The sequence below is a fragment of the Priestia sp. 10L35 genome, from assembly GCF_056395685.1.
Genome location: NZ_JBFTKA010000001.1, coordinates 778121 through 801638, shown reverse-complemented (window position 1 = coordinate 801638; position 23518 = coordinate 778121). Strand labels below are relative to the sequence as shown.

The 23518-nt window shown below is 38.3% G+C and carries 19 protein-coding genes and 1 riboswitch; of the genes, 4 read left to right on the top strand and 15 right to left on the bottom strand.

Annotated elements, in window-relative coordinates; all coding sequences use genetic code 11:
* Window positions 1-10 precede the first annotated feature (10 nt).
* Window positions 11-145: a hypothetical protein gene (locus AC1DEF_RS04070; protein WP_477727301.1), complete on the bottom strand. Its 135-nt coding sequence runs from the start codon at window positions 143-145 to the stop codon at window positions 11-13.
* 304 nt (window positions 146-449) lie between these two features.
* On the opposite strand from AC1DEF_RS04070, the gene AC1DEF_RS04065 reads away from it, so the two are divergent.
* From AC1DEF_RS04065 to AC1DEF_RS04055, 3 genes are read left to right on the top strand one after another with little or no spacing between them, the layout of a single operon-like run.
* Window positions 450-1955, top strand: a complete 1506-nt coding sequence (locus AC1DEF_RS04065; protein WP_097824480.1) for an ArnT family glycosyltransferase — start codon at window positions 450-452, stop codon at window positions 1953-1955.
* Between the two features lie 20 nt (window positions 1956-1975).
* The gene (locus tag AC1DEF_RS04060) at window positions 1976-2368 is read left to right on the top strand and encodes a GtrA family protein (protein WP_097824481.1); all 393 of its coding nucleotides are present in this window, start codon (window positions 1976-1978) and stop codon (window positions 2366-2368) included.
* Complete coding sequence (locus AC1DEF_RS04055) at window positions 2365-3342, top strand: glycosyltransferase family 2 protein (protein WP_013084727.1); 978 nt, start codon at window positions 2365-2367, stop codon at window positions 3340-3342. The genes AC1DEF_RS04060 and AC1DEF_RS04055 overlap by 4 nt, the downstream gene beginning before the upstream one ends.
* 38 nt (window positions 3343-3380) lie before the next feature.
* Here AC1DEF_RS04055 and AC1DEF_RS04050 read toward each other — a convergent pair whose 3' ends face one another.
* From AC1DEF_RS04050 to hflX, 7 genes are all read right to left on the bottom strand, one after another.
* Complete coding sequence (locus AC1DEF_RS04050; protein WP_043976567.1) at window positions 3381-4358, bottom strand: cation diffusion facilitator family transporter; 978 nt, start codon at window positions 4356-4358, stop codon at window positions 3381-3383.
* A gap of 109 nt (window positions 4359-4467) precedes the next feature.
* Window positions 4468-6294 (bottom strand): APC family permease, encoded by a 1827-nt coding sequence (locus tag AC1DEF_RS04045; protein WP_013084729.1) that lies wholly within the window; start codon window positions 6292-6294, stop codon window positions 4468-4470.
* 162 nt (window positions 6295-6456) lie between these two features.
* A riboswitch (cyclic di-AMP (ydaO/yuaA leader) is annotated at window positions 6457-6597 on the bottom strand.
* 191 nt (window positions 6598-6788) lie between these two features.
* Complete coding sequence (locus AC1DEF_RS04040) at window positions 6789-7835, bottom strand: N-acetylmuramoyl-L-alanine amidase (protein WP_043976565.1); 1047 nt, start codon at window positions 7833-7835, stop codon at window positions 6789-6791.
* A gap of 729 nt (window positions 7836-8564) precedes the next feature.
* Window positions 8565-9899 carry a type I glutamate--ammonia ligase gene (gene glnA / locus AC1DEF_RS04035; protein ID WP_013058785.1) on the bottom strand — a complete coding sequence of 445 codons (1335 nt, stop codon included), beginning with the start codon at window positions 9897-9899 and terminating at the stop codon, window positions 8565-8567.
* A gap of 83 nt (window positions 9900-9982) precedes the next feature.
* Window positions 9983-10390, bottom strand: a complete 408-nt coding sequence (locus AC1DEF_RS04030) for a MerR family transcriptional regulator (RefSeq protein ID WP_013058786.1) — start codon at window positions 10388-10390, stop codon at window positions 9983-9985.
* Between the two features lie 190 nt (window positions 10391-10580).
* Window positions 10581-11843 (bottom strand): methionine gamma-lyase family protein, encoded by a 1263-nt coding sequence (locus tag AC1DEF_RS04025; RefSeq protein ID WP_025750257.1) that lies wholly within the window; start codon window positions 11841-11843, stop codon window positions 10581-10583.
* Window positions 11844-11857: 14 nt separating this feature from the next.
* A complete protein-coding gene (gene hflX, locus AC1DEF_RS04020) occupies window positions 11858-13120 on the bottom strand; it encodes a GTPase HflX (RefSeq protein ID WP_016765352.1) in 1263 nt (420 codons plus the stop codon).
* Between the two features lie 277 nt (window positions 13121-13397).
* On the opposite strand from hflX, the gene AC1DEF_RS04015 reads away from it, so the two are divergent.
* The gene (locus AC1DEF_RS04015; RefSeq protein WP_097824482.1) at window positions 13398-14009 is read left to right on the top strand and encodes a trimeric intracellular cation channel family protein; all 612 of its coding nucleotides are present in this window, start codon (window positions 13398-13400) and stop codon (window positions 14007-14009) included.
* A gap of 32 nt (window positions 14010-14041) precedes the next feature.
* Here the strand turns inward: AC1DEF_RS04015 and spoVK are convergent, their stop codons facing one another.
* The 7 genes from spoVK to AC1DEF_RS03980 form a co-directional block, all read right to left on the bottom strand.
* The gene (gene spoVK / locus AC1DEF_RS04010) at window positions 14042-14998 is read right to left on the bottom strand and encodes a stage V sporulation protein K (RefSeq protein ID WP_016765353.1); all 957 of its coding nucleotides are present in this window, start codon (window positions 14996-14998) and stop codon (window positions 14042-14044) included.
* Window positions 14999-15185: 187 nt separating this feature from the next.
* Window positions 15186-15410, bottom strand: coding sequence for an RNA chaperone Hfq (gene hfq, locus AC1DEF_RS04005; protein ID WP_013058791.1), 225 nt, complete (start codon window positions 15408-15410; stop codon window positions 15186-15188).
* A 32-nt stretch (window positions 15411-15442) separates the two neighbouring features.
* Window positions 15443-16390, bottom strand: coding sequence for a tRNA (adenosine(37)-N6)-dimethylallyltransferase MiaA (gene miaA, locus AC1DEF_RS04000; protein WP_097824725.1), 948 nt, complete (start codon window positions 16388-16390; stop codon window positions 15443-15445).
* A 103-nt stretch (window positions 16391-16493) separates the two neighbouring features.
* Window positions 16494-18371 carry a DNA mismatch repair endonuclease MutL gene (gene mutL / locus AC1DEF_RS03995; RefSeq protein WP_097824483.1) on the bottom strand — a complete coding sequence of 626 codons (1878 nt, stop codon included), beginning with the start codon at window positions 18369-18371 and terminating at the stop codon, window positions 16494-16496.
* A gap of 18 nt (window positions 18372-18389) precedes the next feature.
* Window positions 18390-21047: a DNA mismatch repair protein MutS gene (gene mutS / locus AC1DEF_RS03990; protein ID WP_097824484.1), complete on the bottom strand. Its 2658-nt coding sequence runs from the start codon at window positions 21045-21047 to the stop codon at window positions 18390-18392.
* 164 nt (window positions 21048-21211) lie between these two features.
* On the bottom strand, window positions 21212-22609 hold the full coding sequence (locus AC1DEF_RS03985; protein ID WP_013084740.1) for an amino acid permease: 1398 nt from the start codon (window positions 22607-22609) through the stop codon (window positions 21212-21214).
* 177 nt (window positions 22610-22786) lie between these two features.
* Window positions 22787-23332, bottom strand: coding sequence for an outer spore coat protein CotE (locus AC1DEF_RS03980; protein ID WP_013058796.1), 546 nt, complete (start codon window positions 23330-23332; stop codon window positions 22787-22789).
* Window positions 23333-23518 lie beyond the last annotated feature (186 nt).

The window sequence follows — 23518 nt, the reverse complement described above, 5'->3', positions numbered from 1 at the left end:
GGATTGCTTGTTACACCTCTGTTGATTTCCGTGCAAGACTTCGCTTTCCGCGGGCGGCCGATGAGCCTCCTGGTCGCTTACGCTCCTGCGGGGTCTCACCTGTTCCGCTTTTCCCGCAGGAGTCTTCGTCTTGCCCTCCAATCAACTGCCGGAAGGAACTAAACAAATGAAACCTACGTTCACCATAAAAAAACGAACCACTAATCAAACATGATGATCAATGGTTCGTTTTTCACTTCGACTAAAATCCTTTTTTCCCAACCTCTTTTATCTATTACTAAATCACTGCCTACTCCGCTTACCCTTTTATCAAATGTTATGCTGCTGTTGTAATTTCAGAACAATCTAATATTATACTCTATAAGAAAAATATATACAAAATAATAAAATATGGTATCATAGGGTAGGAATTTTGTACCTTATCTTTGAAATAATTTGCAGGAGGTAATATGCTTAACTCATTTTTATCCAAAAGCCTGATCTTTTTATGTGTCATTATTCTCACATGGTCTCTATTGGGCAGTTACAGTGCGATGACAAATTCATTGGAATTAAAAGGCTTGGCTTTAAGTAATTCATTTATTATTGAAGGAATATTTTTCACTTTCCTTGTCATTTTTCTAATAGCAATTGCAAGTAGATACATGAACAAAACTGTTTTTTTTATTTCACTGATTGTTTTGACGTTAGGTATTCGACTAGCATGGATGCTTTCTGTTCAAACGCCTGTAAAATCTGACTTTCTTGTCATGTTAGATGCCGCGCGTAATATCGCAAAAGGAAATTACGAATTTAACCAAAGCGTTTATTTTACTACATGGGTATATCAGCTAGGCTTTTCATTCTATGAATCTGTTATTATTCGCTGTTTTGGAGATAATATTTTTTTATTAAAATTGTTAAATATTTTTTATTCCACTGGAACCGTTATTTTTATTTATTTAATTGGCGCAAAAGTATTTAACGAACTTGCTGGGAGAATGGCAGCTTTTCTATATGCGTTCTACATTCCGAACATTCTCTATAGCTCAGTGTTAACTAACCAGCATTTAGCTACTTTTTTATTTTATGCAGCTTTTTACCTTATTATAAAAAGATTTGCTCATAACAAGTTTAGCTGGCTTTATATTGGCCTTCTATTGTCGTTAGGAAATTTAATGCGCCCTCTAGGACCTATTATTATCGTTGCTGTTTTCATTTATTTCATCTTGCAAATTCTTCAACCTTACATTAAAACGAAGGATGCTGCTGAATTAAAAGCTCGTCGAAAGAAAATAGGAAAAAACCTCGTAGGCATACTGGCTACTTTTTTTATTGCAAATGCGCTAATCAACTATTCTTTTGTAGCCAGCGGTATTTCTAAATATCCTTTAAGTAACAGAGATCCTTTATGGAAATTCGTCATTGGCTTTAATTACGAAACAAGCGGTTCTTATTCTTCAGAGGATGCTAGTCGTTTTATGGGTATGCCAATTGGAGAAAAACGAGCTGAAGCAGAAAAAGAGGTAATTAAAGAGCGGGTAGCAGATAAAGAGCAGCTTTTAGATCTCTTTCACATTAAATTCCTAAATATGTGGGGAGGAACGGATGCATCTACATTTTGGAGCATTTCATTAACTCCTCAAGAAGATGTACCTTTTAATAAAGAGAAATTAATTAGTGCTGCTCAAAGTTATGAAAGAATTATTTATGTTTCAACTACTATTCTTTCCATTATTGGACTTATATGTTTATTCCTGAAGAAGCAGGATAAATATCCGTATACACTGTTTTTATTACTAATCATAGGATACGTTCTTATTCACTTGCTTATTGAAATTCAAACTCGCTATCGATTCTTTATTTTTCCAAGCTTTATGCTGCTCGAAGGGTTTGGTATTTCAGTGATTCTATCCTATTTAATAGTACGATTTACTAAAAATGAGCCCAAGACAAAATGTAAAGAGATAAATTAAATGGAAGGGATTATGCAACCGTGATAAAATTCCTGAAATTCGGATTTGTAGGTATAATGAATACCCTGCTCACTATTATCAGTTATTTAGCACTCATTCATTTTGATATGAACTATATATTGGCTAACGTACTATCTTATTTTATTGGCGTCATAAACAGCTACTATTGGAACAAATCGTGGGTGTTTCAAGCAACCGTACACAAATGGATGTTAGCTCAATTTTTTATCGTAAACCTTATTACTTTAGCAATTAATACAAGCTGCTTATTCCTTCTTGTACACTATACACCTGCTAATCCAATAATCGGACAACTGTTGTCTACTTGTATAGGAATGTTTATCAATTTTTTCCTTAATAAATTATGGACGTTTAAGCACACAAACAATCACTCGATAGGAGGTAAAGCATGAAAGAACTAATTTCAATCGTGGTACCTATGTATTTTGAAGAAGAAGTAGCTAATGAATGCTACAATCGCTTGCTTTCCGTCATGCATAAAAACCACATTAACTATGAATTCATTTTCGTCAATGACGGCAGCACCGACCGAACAATTGAAATCTTGAAGGACGTAGCGGCTATGGATTCTAACGTAAAAGTTATTGATTTCGCTCGTAATTTCGGGCACCAAACTGCCGTAACAGCAGGCATTGATTATGCTCAAGGTGATGCTATCGTTATTATTGATGCGGACTTACAAGATCCGCCAGAAATGATTCCCGAATTAATTGCTAAATGGCAGCAAGGCTATGAAATTGTATATGCAAAGCGCAAGAAACGAAGCGGAGAGACCTTTTTTAAATTAGCCACGGCTAAGTATTTTTATCGCTTTTTAAATTATATGTCCGATATCGAAATCCCTAAAGACACGGGAGATTTTCGTATTATCGACCGAAAAGTAGCGGATGTATTCAAAAAAATGACTGAACGTAATCGTTTTGTACGAGGAATGATGTCTTGGATTGGCTTCAGGCAAACATATGTAGAATATGAGCGCGATGAACGTTTTGCTGGTGAAACAAAATATCCTTTAAAAAAGATGATCAAGTTTGCTTCAGATGGAATTATTGGGTTTTCAACGAAGCCTTTGCGTTTAGTAATGGTTATTGGCTTATTATCGGTTTTTGTATCACTTTTAGTTTTAAGTTATTCGATTGTTGTTTGGCTGATAGGTAAAAACATTCAGCCTGGCTGGACTTCTATTATGGTAGCTATCACCTTCTTTAGCGGTATTCAGCTACTTGGTTTAGGTCTAGTCGGACAATACATCGCAAGAATTTACGATGAAAGTAAAAATAGACCTATTTACGTTGTACGTGAAACCATTAACTTCTCGAAAGCTTCAACAGATTCTCCAAACGTACGTGAAAAAGTATATAGCTAAAAAAACAAGGAAGAAAACAGTTGTTTTCTTCCTTGTTCTTATTCTTTTTGAAGCTGTAAATCACTTGGCGCCCAGTCCGGAATTCCATCATCTTCATCAAATTCAATAATGACATCCGTTACTCCTTTTTCCTGTAAAATACGATTTTCCAGACGATCTTTAATATCATCAGCTTCTGCCACTGTTAAAGAAGGATCAATTTCTACTTTTAATTCAACGTGAAGCTCTTCTCCTTCTTTCATCACCATTAATGTTTGAATATCACGCACTTGTACATCTTGCATGACAATCGCGCCAATTTTTATTTCCATTTCTTTATCTGCTTCACCAAGCGCTCCAGCAGCATTATCTAAAAATACTCGTCCTACTACAAAAAACATCATAAGCCCAATTAAAATAGAAGCAATTCCTTCAGCTTGGTGAAAAGGTGTAAACCGTGAAATGAAAACGGCTATTAACGCCAATACGCCTCCTCCAGTAGCTACCAGATCTTCCATAAAGACCAGCTTGGTTGCTGGCTTTGCTTTCTTTAAATGAACAAAGCTTTGCGTAAAAACATTGACCTCTGCGGTATTCATTCCGACATCGTGCAAAATTTCTTTCATCGCCTTAAATAGGACAAACATCTCAAGTAACACCGAGATGCCAAGTACTGCAATATTTAAAATAAAGCCTGAAGACTTCGTGGGATGAAGAATGTGGTGATATCCTTCTTTAATCGTTTCAAACGCCATAATCCCTACTACAAGAACCGCTCCTAATAGAACGAGATTAACCAATCGGCCGAAACCATTTGGAAATCTTTTGGTCGGGGCTTTTTTACTTAATGCCGAACCTATAAAGACAAAAAACTGATTAGCTGCATCTCCTAAGCTGTGCATCGTTTCAGCAAACATTGCTACATTCCCTGTTAAAGCGAAAGCAATTCCTTTAATGATAGAGATAATGGTATTAACTACAGCGGCCATGATGGCCGATTTATTTCCCTTTCGCAACAATTTAATTAATTCACTCATACAATCCCTCCGTTTGCGCCTTTGATGAGATTCGATTACGGTTAGTGTATGTGAATTTAAAAATTAAAAACCTCCAACATACAAGTTGGAGGTTTTTAGTCATGTTTCATTATTTTTTAAAACGGTACGGTACAGTTGTAACAATTACATTTTTACGGTAAAGCAAATGTGCTTTTAACAGCAGACTGGACTGATTGTGAAGGATATTTTGCCAGCTTTTTTTCGTAATGAATTGCGGAATAACGACCGTAATAGCCATATTATTTTCCCGGGCTTTTTCCTCAGCCATATCGATGAATCGAAACAGCGGCCGCACTAAGCTGCGGTATTGAGAATGAAACGTAACAATACGAATATCAGGCTGCCACTTCTCCCACTTCTCTTCCATTCTCTTTTCGCTTTCTCGATCAAAGGCTACATGTACTGCAATAACGGTATCGCCAATCGTTCTTGCATAATTTAATGAATTTTCTACTACCTTTGTCATTCCTGCTACAGGAACAATAACCACACTTCCTTCAAGCTTTCCAATCTTTTCTCCTTGCTTAATGCGAAGCTGCTCTCCTACCGCTTCATAATGCGTATGAATGCGATGAAAAATATAGACAATAACCGGTAAGAAAATGAGCACGGACCATACTTGTGAAAACTTCGTTGTAAACAAAATAATTAGCACAGTTAAGGTAATGAGGGCACCAATTAAGTTAATGGTTAGCTTCCCTTGCCAGCCGGCCGGCTTTTCTCTAAGCCATTTGACAATCATGCCTGTTTGAGAAAGCGTAAATGGAATAAACACCCCGACTGCATAAAGAGGAATTAATTGTTCAGTCGCTCCTTTAAAAGCTACAATTAAGACAATAGAAGCAATTCCAAGGGTCACAATTCCATTTGAATAGCCTAGTCGATCGCCACGAATTTGAAACATTCTTGGCATGTATTTATCAGACGATAAGTTGACAGCCAGCAAAGGGAAAGCTGAAAAGCCCGTATTCGCCGCTAGCACTAGAATTAGAGCTGTTGTGCCTTGAATAAAATAATAAAATCCATTTCGTCCAAACACACTCGATGCAATTTGTGATACAACCGTTTCATCTGCTTTTGGAGAAATGCCAAGCCAATAAGCTAAAAACGTGATGCCAGAAAATAAAACGGCTAAAATACCGCCCATCAGCATTAATGTATGAACAGCATTTTTTGCACCTGGCTCTTTAAAGTTAGGCACTGCATTTGAAATAGCTTCTACACCTGTTAATGCTGAACAGCCTGACGAAAAAGCTTTTAATAATAAAAACAAACTAATACCTGGCACCACTGTACCGAGAGAGGGATGAAGCTCAGGTGAAACTTGACCTGTCGCTATTTTAAACAAGCCTACCGCTATTAACAAAATAAGAGCAATAACAAATAAATAAACCGGATAAGCTAATACAGAAGCGGATTCTGTTACACCACGTAAATTTAAGACGGTAATAAAAATCACCAGCAAACACGCAATTACTACATTGTAATGATGCAGCGTTGGAAAAGCCGAAGTTAAGGCATCCGTTCCTGCTGAAACGCTCACAGCAACTGTTAAAATGTAATCCACCAACAGTGATCCTCCAGCTATAAGCCCAGGATTTTCTCCTAAATTGGTTTTCGAAACAATATAAGCTCCTCCGCCTTGCGGATACGCATAAATAATTTGACGATACGAAAGAATTAAAGCCGTCAGCAGAACCAATACCCCAAGCGCAATTGGAATCGAATACCAATAGGCAAGAACGCCGACTGTTGCAAGTACAATCAAAATTTGTTCTGTTCCATAAGCCACTGAAGATAAGGCATCTGATGATAAAATAGCCAGTGCTTTAAGCTTACTAAGCTTTTGATCGCCTAACTCTTTTGTTTTAAGCGGCTTTCCAATCAATAATCGTTTGAGAACTGAATAGTTCACGTAATTTCCCTCCGATGATTGCTTAGCTACTATTTACTGTTCATTGCTAAGCTCAGTTACAAGTTCACGAATAAGTGATATTACTCCCAAAAAATACCTTTTTATGTTAAAAAAGCGCACAAAAAAAACACTAAGGGTTCTCAGCGTTTTTACACAGCTTAAACCTCCTCTCCAAAACGCTTATGGGGTTAGCTGTCGGATTCGGGCTATGAGAGTAGCCCTACCTTTAAAAAAGGATTCACCCCAAGTGACAATGCACAAATTTGGGTCCCCCACTTCTGACGAATTAAGCGATAACAGGTCAATATAATTTTCGGTTAAAGGGTATGATCGATAACATGTTTCTTTCATAACTATCCTTTGTTCTTAGATAATATACTCCCGTACAAATGGTTTGTAAAGCATTATTTTACGCAAACCATAAAATAGTGCTTAAGGCGCTTTTAACAGAAAAACAAAAGGTCTTCTGCCCGCTTACAGAAGACCTTTTTGCTTTAACTTTTTGCTTTTAAAACGGCTGCTAGCTTGTTTTTCGTTTGAGGACCATAAATGCCATCCACATCATAAGGAAGATACACAAGCTGAAAACGTCTGACTGCATCTTTCGTTTGAACTCCATATATTCCGTCTACTGAACCTACTTTAAAATTCACCGCGTTTAATGCTTTTTGAAGCTGTTTCACGGCTTCTCCAGAATCACCTTGTTTTAAAATTCCATTTGGAAGTGGATATTGTTCCGAAGGTGGAGTTGGTGACGGTGTTGGAGATGGGTTTGGTGAAGTCCCTGAAGGAATAACAATTGTTTTTCCAACCTGTAGTGTTAAAGGATCAGAAAGCCCTGTATTCGCTTCTTGAAGCGCTTGTACTGTTATGTTGTACTTCTGTGCAATACTGTAAAGCGTATCTCCTTGCTTGATCGTATACGTTTTTGTACCTGGTTCAGAAGGTGATGGATTCGGAGTTGGTGTTGGATTGGGGTTTGGAACTGCACGACGAGGTAAATTTAAATATACGGCAATTCCTTTTGCATACGATTCACCCATGCTTTTTAAAAAAGCTTCGTTTTGGAGAAGTGCTGCATCGGTGCGGTTATCAATAAAGGCTATTTCAGTTAGTACTGCGGGCATATTTGTTAAGCGAAGCACCGCATAATTGGCTGATTTTCGACCGCGATTCGGATGATTATACGACAGCAGCGTTGGCTGTACTTGGCCGTGGACAATTGATTGAAACGTTTTACTGGCATTGCTAGCGCTTCTATAAACATAATCTTCATATCCTGTTCCTCCCCCGGCATTTACGTGAATAGACATAAATACATCTGCTCCCCACGAATTAGCTTGAGAAGCGCGCTGAGATAACGATAAAAAAGTATCTGTGGTACGAGTGGTTTTAATCGTAAAGTCACTGTAGGTGCTATTTAAATAGCTTATTAAATATTGTTGAATTTTTAAAACTAAGTTTTTTTCATACAGTCCGTTCGCTCCAACTGCTCCTGCATCTGCCCCACCATGTCCTGCATCTAGATAGATTTTTTTCATATTACTTGTCCCTCCTTATTGTTAACATATGTATAGGGGCAAAAAGTGCTACGTATACTAGCCTACTAAGTAGAAAATTACTAAAAAAAGAACCGCTACTCAAAGGCAGCGGTTTATTCTGCGTTGTAGACAGAATATTAAATAGGGATAGCTCTCAAGGAGTGACAGCTATATGCAGAGTGTTGATTCGTTGATTAAATGATAATAATTATCATTTTCATTTGAAGTATACACTAAAAGGAAAGTTTTGTCTATTCTATTATGAGAACAGGCCTATTTAAAAAGCAGAACGCCTATAACAATGAGAATAATCCAAATTGGAATGCTTATTAATATGCCTATTACTAAACCTTTAAAAAAATTTCCTTCTTGCATTTTCATTCCATTCCTCTCCAACAGTATTTTCTAATGATACTACGACTGGCTGAAAATTCTTTGAAGTTATACTGAAGTGCAGAGTGAACACATAAACAATCTCTCTATCTGTTATACACTACTTTTACATATAGATTCAATGAGACAAAAAGCTTATCCTTTTTAATTCTTATAACCAAATTCTTTCCTGTATCTAACAAAACCATAAAAAAGCCTCCTGTAAATTGTACGACAGGCAGCTATACTTGTTTTATGAACAGCTTAGTTCGATATTTAATATGCGCAATGTTATTCATTTTGAAAAACAAAAAAAGTCCGAGAGAACGTATAAACGATCTCTCGGACTTTTAGGAATTAATATTGGCTCATGTATTGGTCACGTTCCCAAGGATGAACTTGTGTACGGAACATATCCCATTCGATTTCTTTCGCTTCAACGAAGTGCTCTGCTAAGTGTTCACCTAATGCAGAAACCATAACTTCGTTTGATTGGAAGCTATCTAAAGCTTGAGCTAATGTTGCAGGTAAATCTACGATACCTTCTTCAATACGCTCTTCTTTTGTCATTACATAGATATTACGATCGATAGGTTTTGGAGCTTCAAGGTTGTTCTTGATTCCATCTAAACCAGCTTTTAATAGAACAGCCATTGCTAAATATGGGTTAGCAGCTGGGTCTACGCTACGTACCTCAACACGAGTTCCTACGCCGCGAGAAGCTGGGATACGGATTAATGGGCTACGGTTGCGAGCAGACCATGCAACGTAACAAGGAGCCTCATATCCAGGCACTAGACGCTTATAAGAGTTTACAGTAGGATTTGTTACTGCTGTAAAGCTGTGTGCGTGCTTGATGATACCTGCGATAAATTGACGAGCAGTATCACTTAGCTCTAGATTACCGTTTTCATCATAAAATGCGTTTTGACCATCTTTAAATAATGAAACGTTACAGTGCATACCTGAACCATTCACACCAAATAATGGTTTTGGCATAAATGTAGCATGTAAGCCATGTTTACGTGCAATTGTTTTTACAACAAGTTTGAACGTTTGGATATCATCACAAGCTTTTAATGCAGCAGCATATTTGAAGTCAATCTCGTGTTGTCCAGGAGCTACCTCATGGTGAGATGCTTCAATTTCAAAGCCCATTTCTTCAAGCTCTAATACGATGTCACGACGGCAGTTTTCACCAAGGTCAGTTGGCGCTAAGTCGAAGTAGCCACCTTTATCATTTAATTCTAATGTAGGTTCGCCTTTTTCGTCTAATTTGAATAAGAAGAACTCTGGCTCAGGTCCAAGGTTAAAATCAGTAAATCCTAACTCTTCCATCTCTTTTAACACACGTTTTAAGTTATTACGTGGATCGCCATCAAACGGAGTTCTATCTGCATTGTAGATGTCACAAATAAAACGTGCTACTTTACCTTTTTCAGATGTCCAAGGGAAAATAACAAATGTATCAATATCCGGGAATAGGTACATATCTGATTCTTCAATACGTACAAACCCTTCAATAGAAGAACCGTCAAACATCATTTTGTTGTCTAACGCTTTTTCTAATTGACTTACTGGAATTTCAACGTTTTTAATTGTTCCTAAAATGTCAGTGAACTGAAGACGAATATACTTTACATTCTCTTCTTGAACTTTGCGGAAAATATCTTCTTTTGTGTACTTTGCCATCGTGTGATCCTCCCCTAAATCTCTATATAATATTTATAATCTATACCCCTCATATACGAACGGCATAAATATTGATAACTTTATTAATGAAAGAACCTGGACATATCTCCTTGATTTAAAGTTGCTCGATTAAAACGGCCTGCTTGCATAAGTTCTGCACGAAGCATTTTTCGCAATTCATCGTCCGTTAATTCTGGCTTTGCTGTTGCTGCCACAACTTTTTCTTCTTGCTTATGCCCTTTTTGCTCCTTTTGAAGATGAAACAGCTGCTTTACACCTGCTAAGTTTACACCTTGTTCAATAAGATCACGGATTTCAAGCAGCTTATCAACATCGTTAAATGAGAATAATCGTCGATTTCCCTCTGTTCTTACTGGTGCAACTAATTCATGTTCTTCATAGTAGCGAATTTGGCGAGCCGACAACTCAGTTAACTGCATCACAATTCCAATTGGGAAAAGTGGCGTATTTCTTCGAATGTTGTCACTCATTTCAGTTCCTCCTTTGGATTAACTATTTACATTGTATGATATGTTAGTTCACCTGTCAACCGAATGTTAGTAATTCTAACATAAATTTTTCTGAACATTTCTTCTATACAAATAAATAGCATTTCGTTTATTTTTATAAGCCTATCTTTTCTTTCTTAGCGGGGAGAAAATAGTCTTTCTATCTTATATTTTATAAAAGTTCTTTCGTCAGCATTTGATCTACTGCCATGCATATTGCTACTTTTACGTGAGCATACGTTAACCCGCCCTGCACGTAAGCGACATAAGGAGGCCTGATAGGTCCATCTGCCGTCAGCTCAAGGCTTGCTCCTTGTATAAACGTTCCAGCTGCCATAATCACATCATCTTCATACCCTGGCATATAAGCAGGATAGGCCGTTACGTGTGAATTAATTGGCGAAGCAAATTGAATAGCCTGACAAAAAGAAACCATTTTATCGCGGTCATCGAACTGCACGGATTGAATTAAATCCGTTCGTTCACTGTTCCACTTCGGTTCACTTTGCATCCCTAGCTCTTCGAACATAGCGGATGAGAAAACCGCTCCTTTTAATGCTTGACCGACTACGTGCGGAGCCAAAAAGAAACCTTGATACATTTCTTGCAAGCTATACAGCGTCGCTCCAGCTTCTGCACCGATTCCAGGAGTTGTCATTCGATATGAACAAGCTTCCACTAGGTCTTTTCGTCCTGCAATATAGCCGCCGATTTTAGCAAGACCTCCACCAGGATTCTTAATGAGCGACCCCGCCATCAAATCTGCTCCTACATGCGTTGGCTCGATTGTTTCTACAAATTCACCGTAGCAGTTATCGACAAATACTATAACATCAGGCTTAATACTCTTTACAAAAGAAATCATTTCTTTTATTTGCGCGACTGTAAAAGAAGGGCGAATGCCGTAACCTTTTGAGCGCTGAATGCCTATCATCTTTGTGTGCTCATGAATAGACGCTTTCACTTCTTCAAAATCCACTTGACCTTGCGCTGTTAAATCTACTGATTTATAGCTAATATTATATTCTTTTAAAGAGCCTACGCCGCTTCCTCGTATACCAACAATTTCTTCAAGGGTGTCATAAGGCTTTCCAGTTATATATAATAGTTCATCTCCAGGACGCAGTACACCAAACAGCGATATGCCAATTGCGTGCGTACCTGAAATAATTTGCGGACGCACCAGACAAGCTTCTGTTCCAAAAACGTCCGCGTATACTTTCTCCAACGTATCGCGGCCTAGATCGTCATATCCATACCCCGTTGTCGGATTAAAATGTGAATCACTCACTCGATTTTGCTGAAAGCTTTGCAGCACCCGAAATTGATTTGCTTCAATACGCTCGTCAATTTTCTCATGTACAGGCTTAATTTGTTTTTCTACTTTTGCAGCAAGTTCCCGAATGCGTGCCCCGTTTTTTAACTGATCAAACATCATTTCTTTGTTCCTCAACTTTCTTCAAGCGTTTGTAGCTTTTTGTACAGGGGATGCTCTTTTGCAATATACCCTTTGCACTGATACTTCTCAGTTTCTTCATTGAATTTTAACGACTCAAGAATAGAGACCGTTTTGAGTTCAGCGAGCATTTTTCCTTCATAAGCCGGCAGCAGCACATGAAAAAACGCCATTTCTTTTTTCATTTCTTCTTGAATTCTTTCTCCAAGCTTCACTAAATCAGTAGCTTTAAAAGCGCTCATTGATAAAGATGTCGAAGCGGATGGGACAAATAGTTCATGCTGCATATCTTCTTTATTGTAAACTGTCAGCATCGGAATGTCCGTTACGTTCAGCTCTTCTAGTAAGCGATGCACTGTTTTTTCGTGGTTGTTGTAATCTGGATTAGATGAATCTACCACGTGCAGAACAAGGTCAGCTTCGGTTACTTCTTCAAGTGTTGAACGGAACGCGGCTACTAACGTTGTTGGAAGATCTTGAATAAATCCAACCGTATCCGTTAACAGAGCCGTTAGTCCTGACGGAAGTGTATACTGTCTTGTCGTTGGATCAAGAGTTGCAAACAGCTGATTTTCTTCAAAAATACCCGCCTCTGTTAAACGGTTAAAGATCGTCGATTTACCAGCGTTCGTATAGCCCACAATTGCAATTTGATAGACATGATTACGCTTACGCCTTTCTCGATAACGTTCGCGGTGACTTACCACTGTCTTTAGCTGACGCTTAATTTCATCAATTTTACGGCGAATATGTCTGCGGTCACTTTCAAGTTTCGTTTCACCAGGACCTCTTGTTCCAATTCCGCCTCCAAGACGCGACAAAGCGGTACCTTGTCCTACTAACCTAGGTAGCAGATAATTTAATTGAGCAAGTTCCACCTGCATTTTTCCTTCTCGCGTTTGAGCACGCTGTGCGAAGATATCCAAAATCAGCTGCGTACGGTCAATAACACGCGCAGATAACCCTGCTGACAAATTGCGGATTTGACTCGGTGACAATTCATCATTAAATACAATTAAATCAGGCTCTAACTCTTCTTCAAGAGCCACAAGTTCTTCTACTTTCCCTTTTCCAATATAAGTAGCTGGATGAATGCGATCGCGCTTTTGCGTTAACCTTACCAGCACTTCGCCTTTTGCAGTCTCAGTTAAAGATGCTAGCTCATCCATTGAATATTCAAAACGTTCGTCATCGTCATGAAGCTGACATCCGACTAAAATTACGCGTTCAAGTTCAGTATTCATTTCTGCTGTCAAAGATTTTTCCTTCCCTTACTATTAAATTGACAAATCATTCATATCATATCAAAAAAATGTCCATTTCTCCATCTTTGCAAAAGAGACAGAATACATTGTCTTTTACTAGTTTAACACCCTTTTTAAAATCTATAAAACGATGATTAAAAAAACATTGAAATATCACGAAATTCTGTATACAATTTGAGTTGGTTTACTTATCGAAATTTGAATCAGGCTGCCTGATTTTAAAATAATAGTCGCTACTTGGTGAAAACAGAATAAAGGGGATAGCATCATGACTTGGGACGTACTTAGCATTATTGGAACGATTGCCTTTGCAATCAGCGGGGCTTTCATTGCCATGGAAGAGGAGTATGATATTTTAGGCGTTTACATACTGGGAATCGTAACGGCTTTTGGCGGAGGAGCCATTCGAAACCTGCTTATCGGTATACCGGTGTCTGCCCTTTGGGAACAAGGACTCTTTTTTCAGATTGCTTTATTATCTATCACGGCCACTTTTTTATTTCCAAACAATATCTTAAAACATTGGAAGCGATGGGGAAACTTTTCGGACGCCATTGGCCTTGCAGCATTCGCGATTCAAGGAGCGCTTTATGCTACTCATATGAACCATCCGCTTAGCGCGGTTATTGTAGCTGCGGTCTTAACAGGAAGCGGCGGGGGAATTATCCGAGATTTATTAGCACGCCGAAAGCCTACTGTGCTTAAAGATGAAATTTATGCGGTATGGGCGATTATCGCAGGATTTAGCGTAGGGCTGCATATTACAAATACGCCTATAGAACTTTATACGTTATTTATCTTACTTGTAGGTCTTCGGATGTGTTCATATATTTACAAATGGCGCCTGCCGATCAAAACGATTCGACAACCAAACATGTAGAAAAAAAGCCTTTCGTAACGAAAGGCTTTTTTTCACAGCTGAATATCGCTTGACGTTAAAGTTAGAAGCTCGTTGCGCTCAAAGCTTTCTTCTTCTAAAAGCCTCATGGATTGAGTACGTATGGAACGTTCGATAATGTTTCGCACATATCGACCGTTACTAAAATCCCTAGGCGTCTGATTGTACTTCACGTCCATAAAATGATCTTTTAGCTTTTTATAGGCCTCTGTACTAAACTGATACTGCCTGTCATTCATCATGTGACCGGCAATGTCCATCAGTTCATTTACATCATAATCTGGAAAATCAAAAATAAACGGAAACCTAGAGCGTAGCCCTGGATTAAGACTTAAGAAATTTTCCATTTCTCTTGGATAACCAGCTAAAATCAATACAAACTTATCATTTGAATCTTCCATATGTTTGACCAATGTATCAATTGCTTCTTTTCCAAAATCTTTTTCTCCCCCTCTTGCAAGAGAATAAGCCTCATCAATAAATAAAATACCTCCAAGCGCTTTTTTTACAAGATCTCTCGTTTTCTGAGCGGTATGACCAATGTATTCTCCCACTAAATCTGCCCGCTCTGCTTCAATTAAATGTCCTTTAGACAAGATGTTCATATTCAAAAATAATTTACCTAGCAGGCGGGCTACCGTCGTTTTCCCTGTTCCTGGATTTCCTTTAAACATCATATGCAGCGCCTGCTTTCCCGCTTTTAAGCCCTGTTCCTCTCTTTTTTTGTTAATATATAACCACGCATATATTTCTTTTATCATTTTTTTCAATTCTTCCATTCCAACCAGTCCGCTCATTTCTCGTTCAATTTCCCGAAGCGGCTCATGATTTATGACAGCTTTTTTGGCAGGACGCGGAATTGATGTCGTATACGATTTTTCCTTTTTTGTTTCATTATTTAAAATGATATTAATTTGCCCATTATTTTTAAGAGTTATCGGCTGCTCCACCATGTTCACCTCTCGTTTCATCCCACTTCTCTGTATCGCATAGCTGCATGCGATGAACGATACGAAGACAATGATCTCTTATTACCGAAGAAATAATCGTCTATTATAAGGTTTATGTTCGATGAGTAAAAACAATGTTAAGAAACTTTTTTAAGCCTTCATTTGCATAAAAAAAGCATCCGAATATGCGGATGCTTCTCTTTAGTCTCTATTCAAGTTCTACTGTAATATTTTTATTTGGTACAAATGTCGAAATCGCATGTTTATAAATCAGCTGCTGTTTTCCTTCAGATTCAATTAACACAGTAAAGTTATCAAATCCTTTAATTAGTCCTCTTAATTGAAAACCATTTAAAAGAAATACCGTCACATAGATATTTTCTTTACGTAATTGATTTAAAAATTGGTCTTGAATATTAACTGATTGTTTCATTATTCGGCCTCCTCGTTTCTCTATCTGTTTACTTAATTCGCTTCTTTCTTCAGCTTTCCTGCAATATATGTAAAAATTTCAGCAAACTTTTCGGGAAATTTGTCAACTTCCATCTCTATCCATTTTACAGGCATTTTATTCCGAAACCACGTTAACTGACGCTTTGCATATCTGCGTGAATTTTGTTTCAACTGTTCAACGGCCTCTTCGAGCGTGCAGCGTCCTTCAAAATAAGCATACAGCTCTTTGTAGCCGATAGCTTGAATTGATTGTACATCATGCAGACCACTTTCGTACAATGATTTGACTTCATCAAGCAGTCCAGCCTGCATCATTATATCGACTCGTTGATTAATTCTCTCATATAATACGTCTCTATCCATTGTAAGTCCAATAATGCTTACGTCATATAATAACTCTTGCGACTGTTCTTTTGTATAGTCACTGAATTTTTTGCCGGTTACTTCATAAACTTCAAGCGCTCTGATTACACGGCGATGGTTGTTTTTATGGATAGCAGCTGCACTGTCTGGATCAATCTCTTTTAGCTTTTCATACAGGGGATCAATGCCATGAGCTTTAATAAATACTTCCATTCGTTCACGAACTCTTTCATCACTAGGAGTTTCTGTGAACTGATAATCATAAATAACGGATTGAATATAAAGACCCGTCCCTCCAACAATCATCGGCATTTTTCCTCTAGCGTGAATATCATCGATTTGTTTTCTTACAATCTCTTGAAATTCTGCCACAGAAAACGATTCATCTGGCTCCTTAATATCGATCAGGTAATGGGGAATACCCTGCATCTCTTCTTCTGACACTTTGGCAGTTCCGATATCCATCCCTTTATAAATTTGCATGGAATCACCTGAAATAATCTCTCCGTCTAACTGTTTAGCAAGTTCAATGCTCAATTTTGTTTTACCAACCGCAGTTGGTCCAATAATGACAATAAGTTTTGGTTTCTCTCCCATCATAACAACACTACTTTCATCTATAGGCATTCACATCATTCCATTTTATCCAAATGGCCATGATTTATTCAACAAAACGGCTAGCTGCAGCTAGCCGCATTGCCTACATCACTCGCTTAAACATTTTTTCCATTTCATACGTCGAATGATGAATAATAATTGGTCGTCCGTGCGGACACGTAAATGGATCCGTAGTTTTTCTCAATGTTTCAAGTAAAGCAAAAATCTCATCGTTTCGCAAATGATGATTCGCTTTAATCGATCCTTTGCAGCTCATCATAATAGCCGCTTCTTCTCGTAACTTTTCGATATTGACTCGTTTCATCGTAAAGATTTGCTGAATCATTTCTTCAATAGTTTCCTGTTCCTCTCCTTTTGGAAACCACTGCGGATGCGAACGAACTATATAGGAGTTTTGTCCAAACGGTTCTAAGAAGACTCCTACTTCAGCAAGCATGTCTTTGTATTCTTCTAAAATCAAGGCTTCATTTCCCGAGAACTCTAGCGTAAGCGGCATAAGCAGTTCTTGAACTTCTGAATCTACTTCTCCAAGCTTTCGCTTAAAATATTCGTACTTAATTCTCTCCTGCGCCGCGTGCTGATCAATAATAAATAATCCTTTTTCATTTTGTGCCAAAATATACGTTCCGTGCATTTGACCAATTGGGTACATCGCAGGAACACGCGGTTCTGGCTGCTCTTTGGCTGAATGGTTCGGTTCTGGAATAGGAGCGTTTTCTTCCACCGATTCTTCATAGTGTTCTATTTCTCGAAACGTTGGTTCAAGTTCTTCATCTTGACGTATGACCTCTGTTTTAACAGGCGGCATAATCTCGTCTACACGAGCAGGAGCCTCCTTAAAACTAGGCTCGCGAACCGTATTAGAGGGCTGATAGCCAGACGTTTTAGACTGATGATCAAATGTAAAGGTCTGCTGCTCAGTTGGCTGAACAGCAGATTTTGACTTAGTTGGTACTACAGCATCCGGAATTAACTGCTGCTTTTTAAAAGCAGCTTTCACTCCTTGTTCAATAAGCTCAAACAGCTCCGCTTCTTTACTTAAGCGCACTTCTAGTTTCGCTGGATGAACATTCACGTCCACTAACAAAGGGTCCATTGTAATGGTTAAAAACACGATTGGAAAACGGCCGATAGGTAAAAGGGTATGATAGCCCTGCTGTACCGCTTTTAACAGCCCGTAGTTTTTAACAAACCGACCGTTAATAATGGTGGACATATAGTTGCGAGAAGCTCTTGTAATTTCAGGAAGAGCGACGTAACCATTCACTTCATAATCAAGTGACTGAACGTTAATCGGAATCATCTTTTTGGCTACTGCCATTCCATAAATAGCGGCAAGCACTTGGCGCACATCTCCGCTTCCGTTCGTATACAGAAGCTGTCTTCCTTGATGCATCAGCCGAATTGAAACTTCAGGATGAGACATCGCAAGGCGATTGACGACATCCGTTACGTTACCAAGCTCCGTGTTTACCGTCTTCATATATTTCAAACGTGCAGGTGTGTTGAAAAATAAGTTTTCAATAACAAGTTCGGTACCTTTTCGGCTTGACGTTAATTCGTGATGAACGATTTCCCCGCCTCTAAGTTTAAGGTGAGTGCCGGCTTCTTCTCCCGTACTCGTTTTGAGTTCAAGCATTGAAACTGAAGCAATACTTGGCAAAGCTTCACCGCGAAATCCTAACGTTCGAATTCGAAATAAATCTTGTTCTGTTTTGATTTTACTTGTCGCATGTCTTTTAAAAGCGGTCAAGCAGTCTTCAGAAGCAATGCCGTCTCCATTATCCAATATACGAATTTTTGAAAGCCCAGCTTCTTCTAGCTCTATTTCAATAACTGTACTGTTTGCATCAATAGCATTTTCGACTAGTTCTTTCACCACCGAAGCAGGTCGTTCAACAACCTCTCCGGCAGCAATTTTATTTGAAAGTTCGTCTGAAAGCTGCACAATTTTACCCACAGACTCACTCCTCTCACTCTATTTCTTCTTTAATGATTTTTGTAGTTCATACATCGCATTCATTGCGTCTAAAGGCGTCATTTCTAAAATATCCAGCTCTTTTAAACGATCTATAATTGCTTTTTCCCGTTTCGAAAGCGCAGGCTTTTCTTTTTTTTCTTCTATTTCAAAGAACGAAAGCTGATTGGCTTCATCTGCTTTTTTACTATCTGCACGTTCTTCTTGAACCAAAGAAGCACCTTCTTGTGAAACTTGTTGTGTCATCTCTTCTCTTTTTAGAGCCTGACGTACAGGCTCACGCTCAGAAGATTGTTCTAAATCTTGTAAGATGACGCGAGCTCGCTCTAGAAGCGGATCTGGAAGTTCTGCTAGTTCCGCTACGTGAATACCATAACTTTTGTCTGCAGCACCATCTTTGATTTTGTGTAAAAAGACGACTTTCCCATTTTTTTCAACCGCGCTTACATGAACATTTTTAAGCGCAGGAAGCGACTCATCGAGTACGGTTAATTCATGATAATGAGTAGAAAATAGGGTCTTACAGCCAATATGTTCATGAACGTATTCAATAATTGCTTGAGCAAGAGCCATTCCGTCATACGTAGACGTGCCGCGTCCAATTTCATCTAATAGAATTAGACTCGACTGAGTGGCATTTGTCACTGCATTTTTCGTTTCTAGCATCTCGACCATAAACGTACTTTGACCTGAAATTAAGTCATCGGCTGCTCCGATACGTGTAAATACTTGATCAAAAATCGGCAGAACCGCTTCGTCTGCTGGCACAAAACAGCCAATTTGAGCTAGTATCGCCGTTAAAGCGACCTGGCGCATGTACGTACTTTTACCAGACATATTGGGTCCTGTAATCAGTAAAATTGAACTATCATCCGTCATTTGACAGTCGTTTGGCACATATTCCTGCGAATTCATTACTTTTTCTACCACTGGATGGCGTCCATTTTGAATCGAAATATCTTCACTTGAAAAAATAGGCTTCGTGTAATGGCGTTCTTCACTGATTTTTGCAAAGCACTGCAGTACGTCAAGCTCACTTACTTTTTTAGCGAGTTCTTGCAGCCTTGGAATATATGCTTTTACTTCTTCACGGATTTGTAAAAACAATTCATATTCCAGCTCTACAATTTTCTCTTCCGCTTCTAAGATCAGCGCTTCTTTTTCTTTCAGCTCAGGCGTAATAAAACGTTCTGCATTGGTTAACGTCTGTTTTCGTTCATACATTCCTTCAGGCAAAAGATGCAAATTTGCCCGAGTTACTTCTATATAATAGCCGAACACGCGATTATAACCAATTTTCAGTGAGCGAATCCCTGTTTTCTCACGCTCTTGCTGTTCAAGTGACGCAATCCACGTTTTTCCGTTTCGGCTTGCATCTCGGTATTGATCAAGCTGTGCATGATAGCCGTCATTAATAATGTCTCCTTCTTTAATTGACAAAGGAGGGTGCTCTTTTAATCCTCTTTCAAGAAGATTAGCTAATCGCTCACAAGGATCAATGTCTTCAACAAGCTTTGTCGCATAAGGATGATTCAAACGATTCACAACCTCTTGGATATGAGGCACATTTTGCAATGATTTTTTTAATTGAATTAAATCACGAGCATTTACATTACCAAAAGCGACTCGACCAGCTAAGCGTTCTAAATCATATACGTCTTTTAGCAACTCACGCAGTTCTTCTCGTTCAAAAAACTGTTTCATTAAGACATCTACCATATTCAAACGATTATCAATATCCGCTTGTTTTAAAAGCGGACGATCAATCCAATTTTTTAATAAACGGCCGCCCATTGCCGTAACGGTCTGGTCTAATAACCATAGAAGCGAGCCTTTCTTTCCTTTTGAACGAATCGTTTCGGTTAACTCTAAGTTTCGCTTAGAGAACAAATCAATTTTCATATATTCATTGATTTGATAAAACTGCACGGGCTGTAAGTGTTCAAGCGAACGCTTCTGCGTGCGAGTTAAATACTGAAGAATACGCGCAAATGTTGTAATAAGCTTTTGCTGCTGAAGCGACTCGACTAAATAATCTAGTCCTTCTACTTGCTCTGTACTATTCTCATAAGAAATGGTAATCGTCATGCGCTCTTTTAGTGTTTGTAATAAGTCAGCAGGAAACTCAGAGCTTACAACGACTTCTTTTGCTTCTTTTGCATAAATCTCTGAGACTATATCGTGAAACGAACTAACAAGCGTTACGCTGTTTTCTCCTGTAGACAAATCAGAAAGAGCAAGACCAAACGTTTGATCCTCGAACGCAGTAACAGAACAAATATAGTTATTTTCCTTTTCATGCAGTCCGCGTTCGTTCATCAGTGTTCCGGGTGAAATCACCTGCACCACTTCCCGCTTTACAACACCTTTTGCATGCTTAGGGTCTTCTACTTGCTCACAAATAGCTACTTTAAATCCCTTTTCAATTAAACGCTCGATATACGTAGGAGCAGAGTGATACGGAACCCCGCACATCGGAATTCTCTCTTGTCCTCCTCCGTCTCGGCTTGTTAATGTTATTTCAAGTTCTTGAGAAGCTGTCGTAGCATCTTCAAAGAACATTTCATAAAAATCACCTAATCTAAAAAATAAAAAGGCATCTTGATACTCTGCCTTAATTCTCAAATATTGCTGTATCATTGGCGTATACGCTGCCATACTATTCCTCCATACCACATCTAGTTGTGCGTTTTTGCTACACGTATTATAACATAAGTCTTTCTTAAACTTAATTTATTCAAATAGAACAATCTTCAATTTCTTTTTATAAAACAAATAAAAAAGCTTCGGACGAAGGAAGAAGCTTGTCCGAAGCTTTTTTATTATTTACTGCTGTTCAAATGACTATGCTTACGTCCGTATAAGAAGTAAACCACTAGCCCTAGTACAAGCCAAATTACGAAACTAATCCATGTTAACTTTGGAAGCTGAAGTGCTAAGTATAAACAGAACACAAAAGCTAAAATTGGAATCACCGGCACGAACGGTACGCGGAAACCAGTCGATTCTGAAGTTTGTTTTGATTTACGCAAATATAAAATTCCAATTGATACGGTCATGAAAGCAAAAAGAGTACCGATGTTTGTTAATTCTGCTAATCTTCCTAATGGTACTAAACCAGAGAAGATGGATACTAGTAAACATGTAATCCACGTATTTACTACTGGCGTTTGTTTTTTCTCACTGATTTTTGAAAAAGGCTTTGGCAATAGACCATCTCGACTGATCGCATAAAATAAACGAGTTTGTCCATACATCATAACGAGTAGTACTGTTGTAATACCAACAATTGCGCCTAATGAAATAAATCCTGCTACCCAGTCTTGGTTAATGTAGCTTAAAGCAAATGCTACAGGGTTTTTAACATTTAATTCTGTATAAGGTACGATTCCTGTTAAGATAAGCGATACGACGATATAAAGGACTGTACAAATCGCAAGAGATGCGATAATTCCAATTGGCATATCCCGCTGAGGCTTGCGTACTTCCTCGGCCGCTGTTGCTACAGCATCAAACCCAATGTAGGCGAAGAATACAGTTGCTGCTCCTGTCGCTACTCCCGAGAAACCAAACGGCATAAACGGCGTCCAGTTTTCTGGTTTAACATAGCTAACTCCTACCCCGATAAACAGAAGTACAACAGCCAGTTTAATAATAACCATGATAGCATTAAAACGTGAAGATTTTTTTACTCCTTGCGTTAAAAGTAATGTGATTAAAAATACGATCATAATTGCTGGAATATCAATATACGTGCCGTTTGCAGGATTATATGCACTCGTTAAAGCTTTTGGAAAATGTATGCCAAACCCTGCTAATAATCCTTGGAAATACCCGGACCATCCGCTAGCTACAGCAGAAGAAGCAAGACCGTATTCCAAGATAAGATCCCACCCTAAAATCCAAGCGATTAATTCACCAAATGTTGCATAACTGTAAGTGTATGCACTTCCTGAAACGGGAACTGTTGAGGCAAACTCTGCATAACAAAGAGCTGCAAACACACACGCAAGTCCTGACATAATGAAAGATATAACTAAAGCTGGACCGGCATGTTCAGCGGCGGCTACGCCCGTTAATACAAAAATTCCGGTTCCGATAATAGCTCCAATTCCTAACATTGTTAAATCGAAAGCGCCTAAATCCTTTTTTAATTTAACACCTTTAGAGTTGGTTTCACTAATTAACGTTTGAATTGATTTTTTACGAAATAAGCTCATAGTAAACCCCCAAGAAATACTTATCTGATATAACTAAATTTTCTGAAAATTAATGCATTATTTTCTTTAGATTTACTATACACTGCGGATTCGACAAAAAGCAATATATTTTTTTATTTTTATAAGAATTTTCTTAAAATAGTAAAAATAAAAAAACTAGGAAGAACTTCTTCCTAGTTACTCATCGTCCCCTAATATAAAATCAGGATCCAAATCTTCAAATTCATCGTCATCTACGTCTAAATCAAATTCGTCTTCATCATCGCAGCCTTTCGGATTTACTGCAACACAAACCTTGGTTTCGCCAATCACTTCCGCCAACAATTCTCTCTCTACTTGAACAATCGTTTTATTGCCATTTGGTGAAATTGTGCACTCTAGGCAATTTGGCTGCTGCAGCACGCGAACAATTACTTCGTAATCGTCTCCAATCGAATCTTCGTCTTTATAGCGCAGCTTAATATTATCTTTGTATGATACGGTTTCCGTCCAAACTTCGGTTTTTGTATTATTATTGTACGAATACCAGATGTTAATATCATATCTGCCGTCAACTTCTACATTGCTGCCGCTTTTCTTTGCTTTGTACTCATGGTTAATCACCCAGCACCCTAAGATGCTTGTTGGTCGATTTTTCGGTGCAAGCGTATGAGACGATTGTGTAAACTTGCGACCTTTACCTACGACTGCTTTTGTAATAATTTCTCTATAGTGTTGTGACATGTGAGCATACCCTCCTCAAACTATCTTCATTTCATCCTATGCAGGCTCATTCACTTGTTTGCACATTATTTTTAAGAAACTAGGTTTAAGGCATAAAAAACCTATGTTCCATTGTATGCAAGGATATAGAAAAACGTGACAATTATTAGAGAGAAAATCTGCCCAATTTTCATGCCACGGGATGCA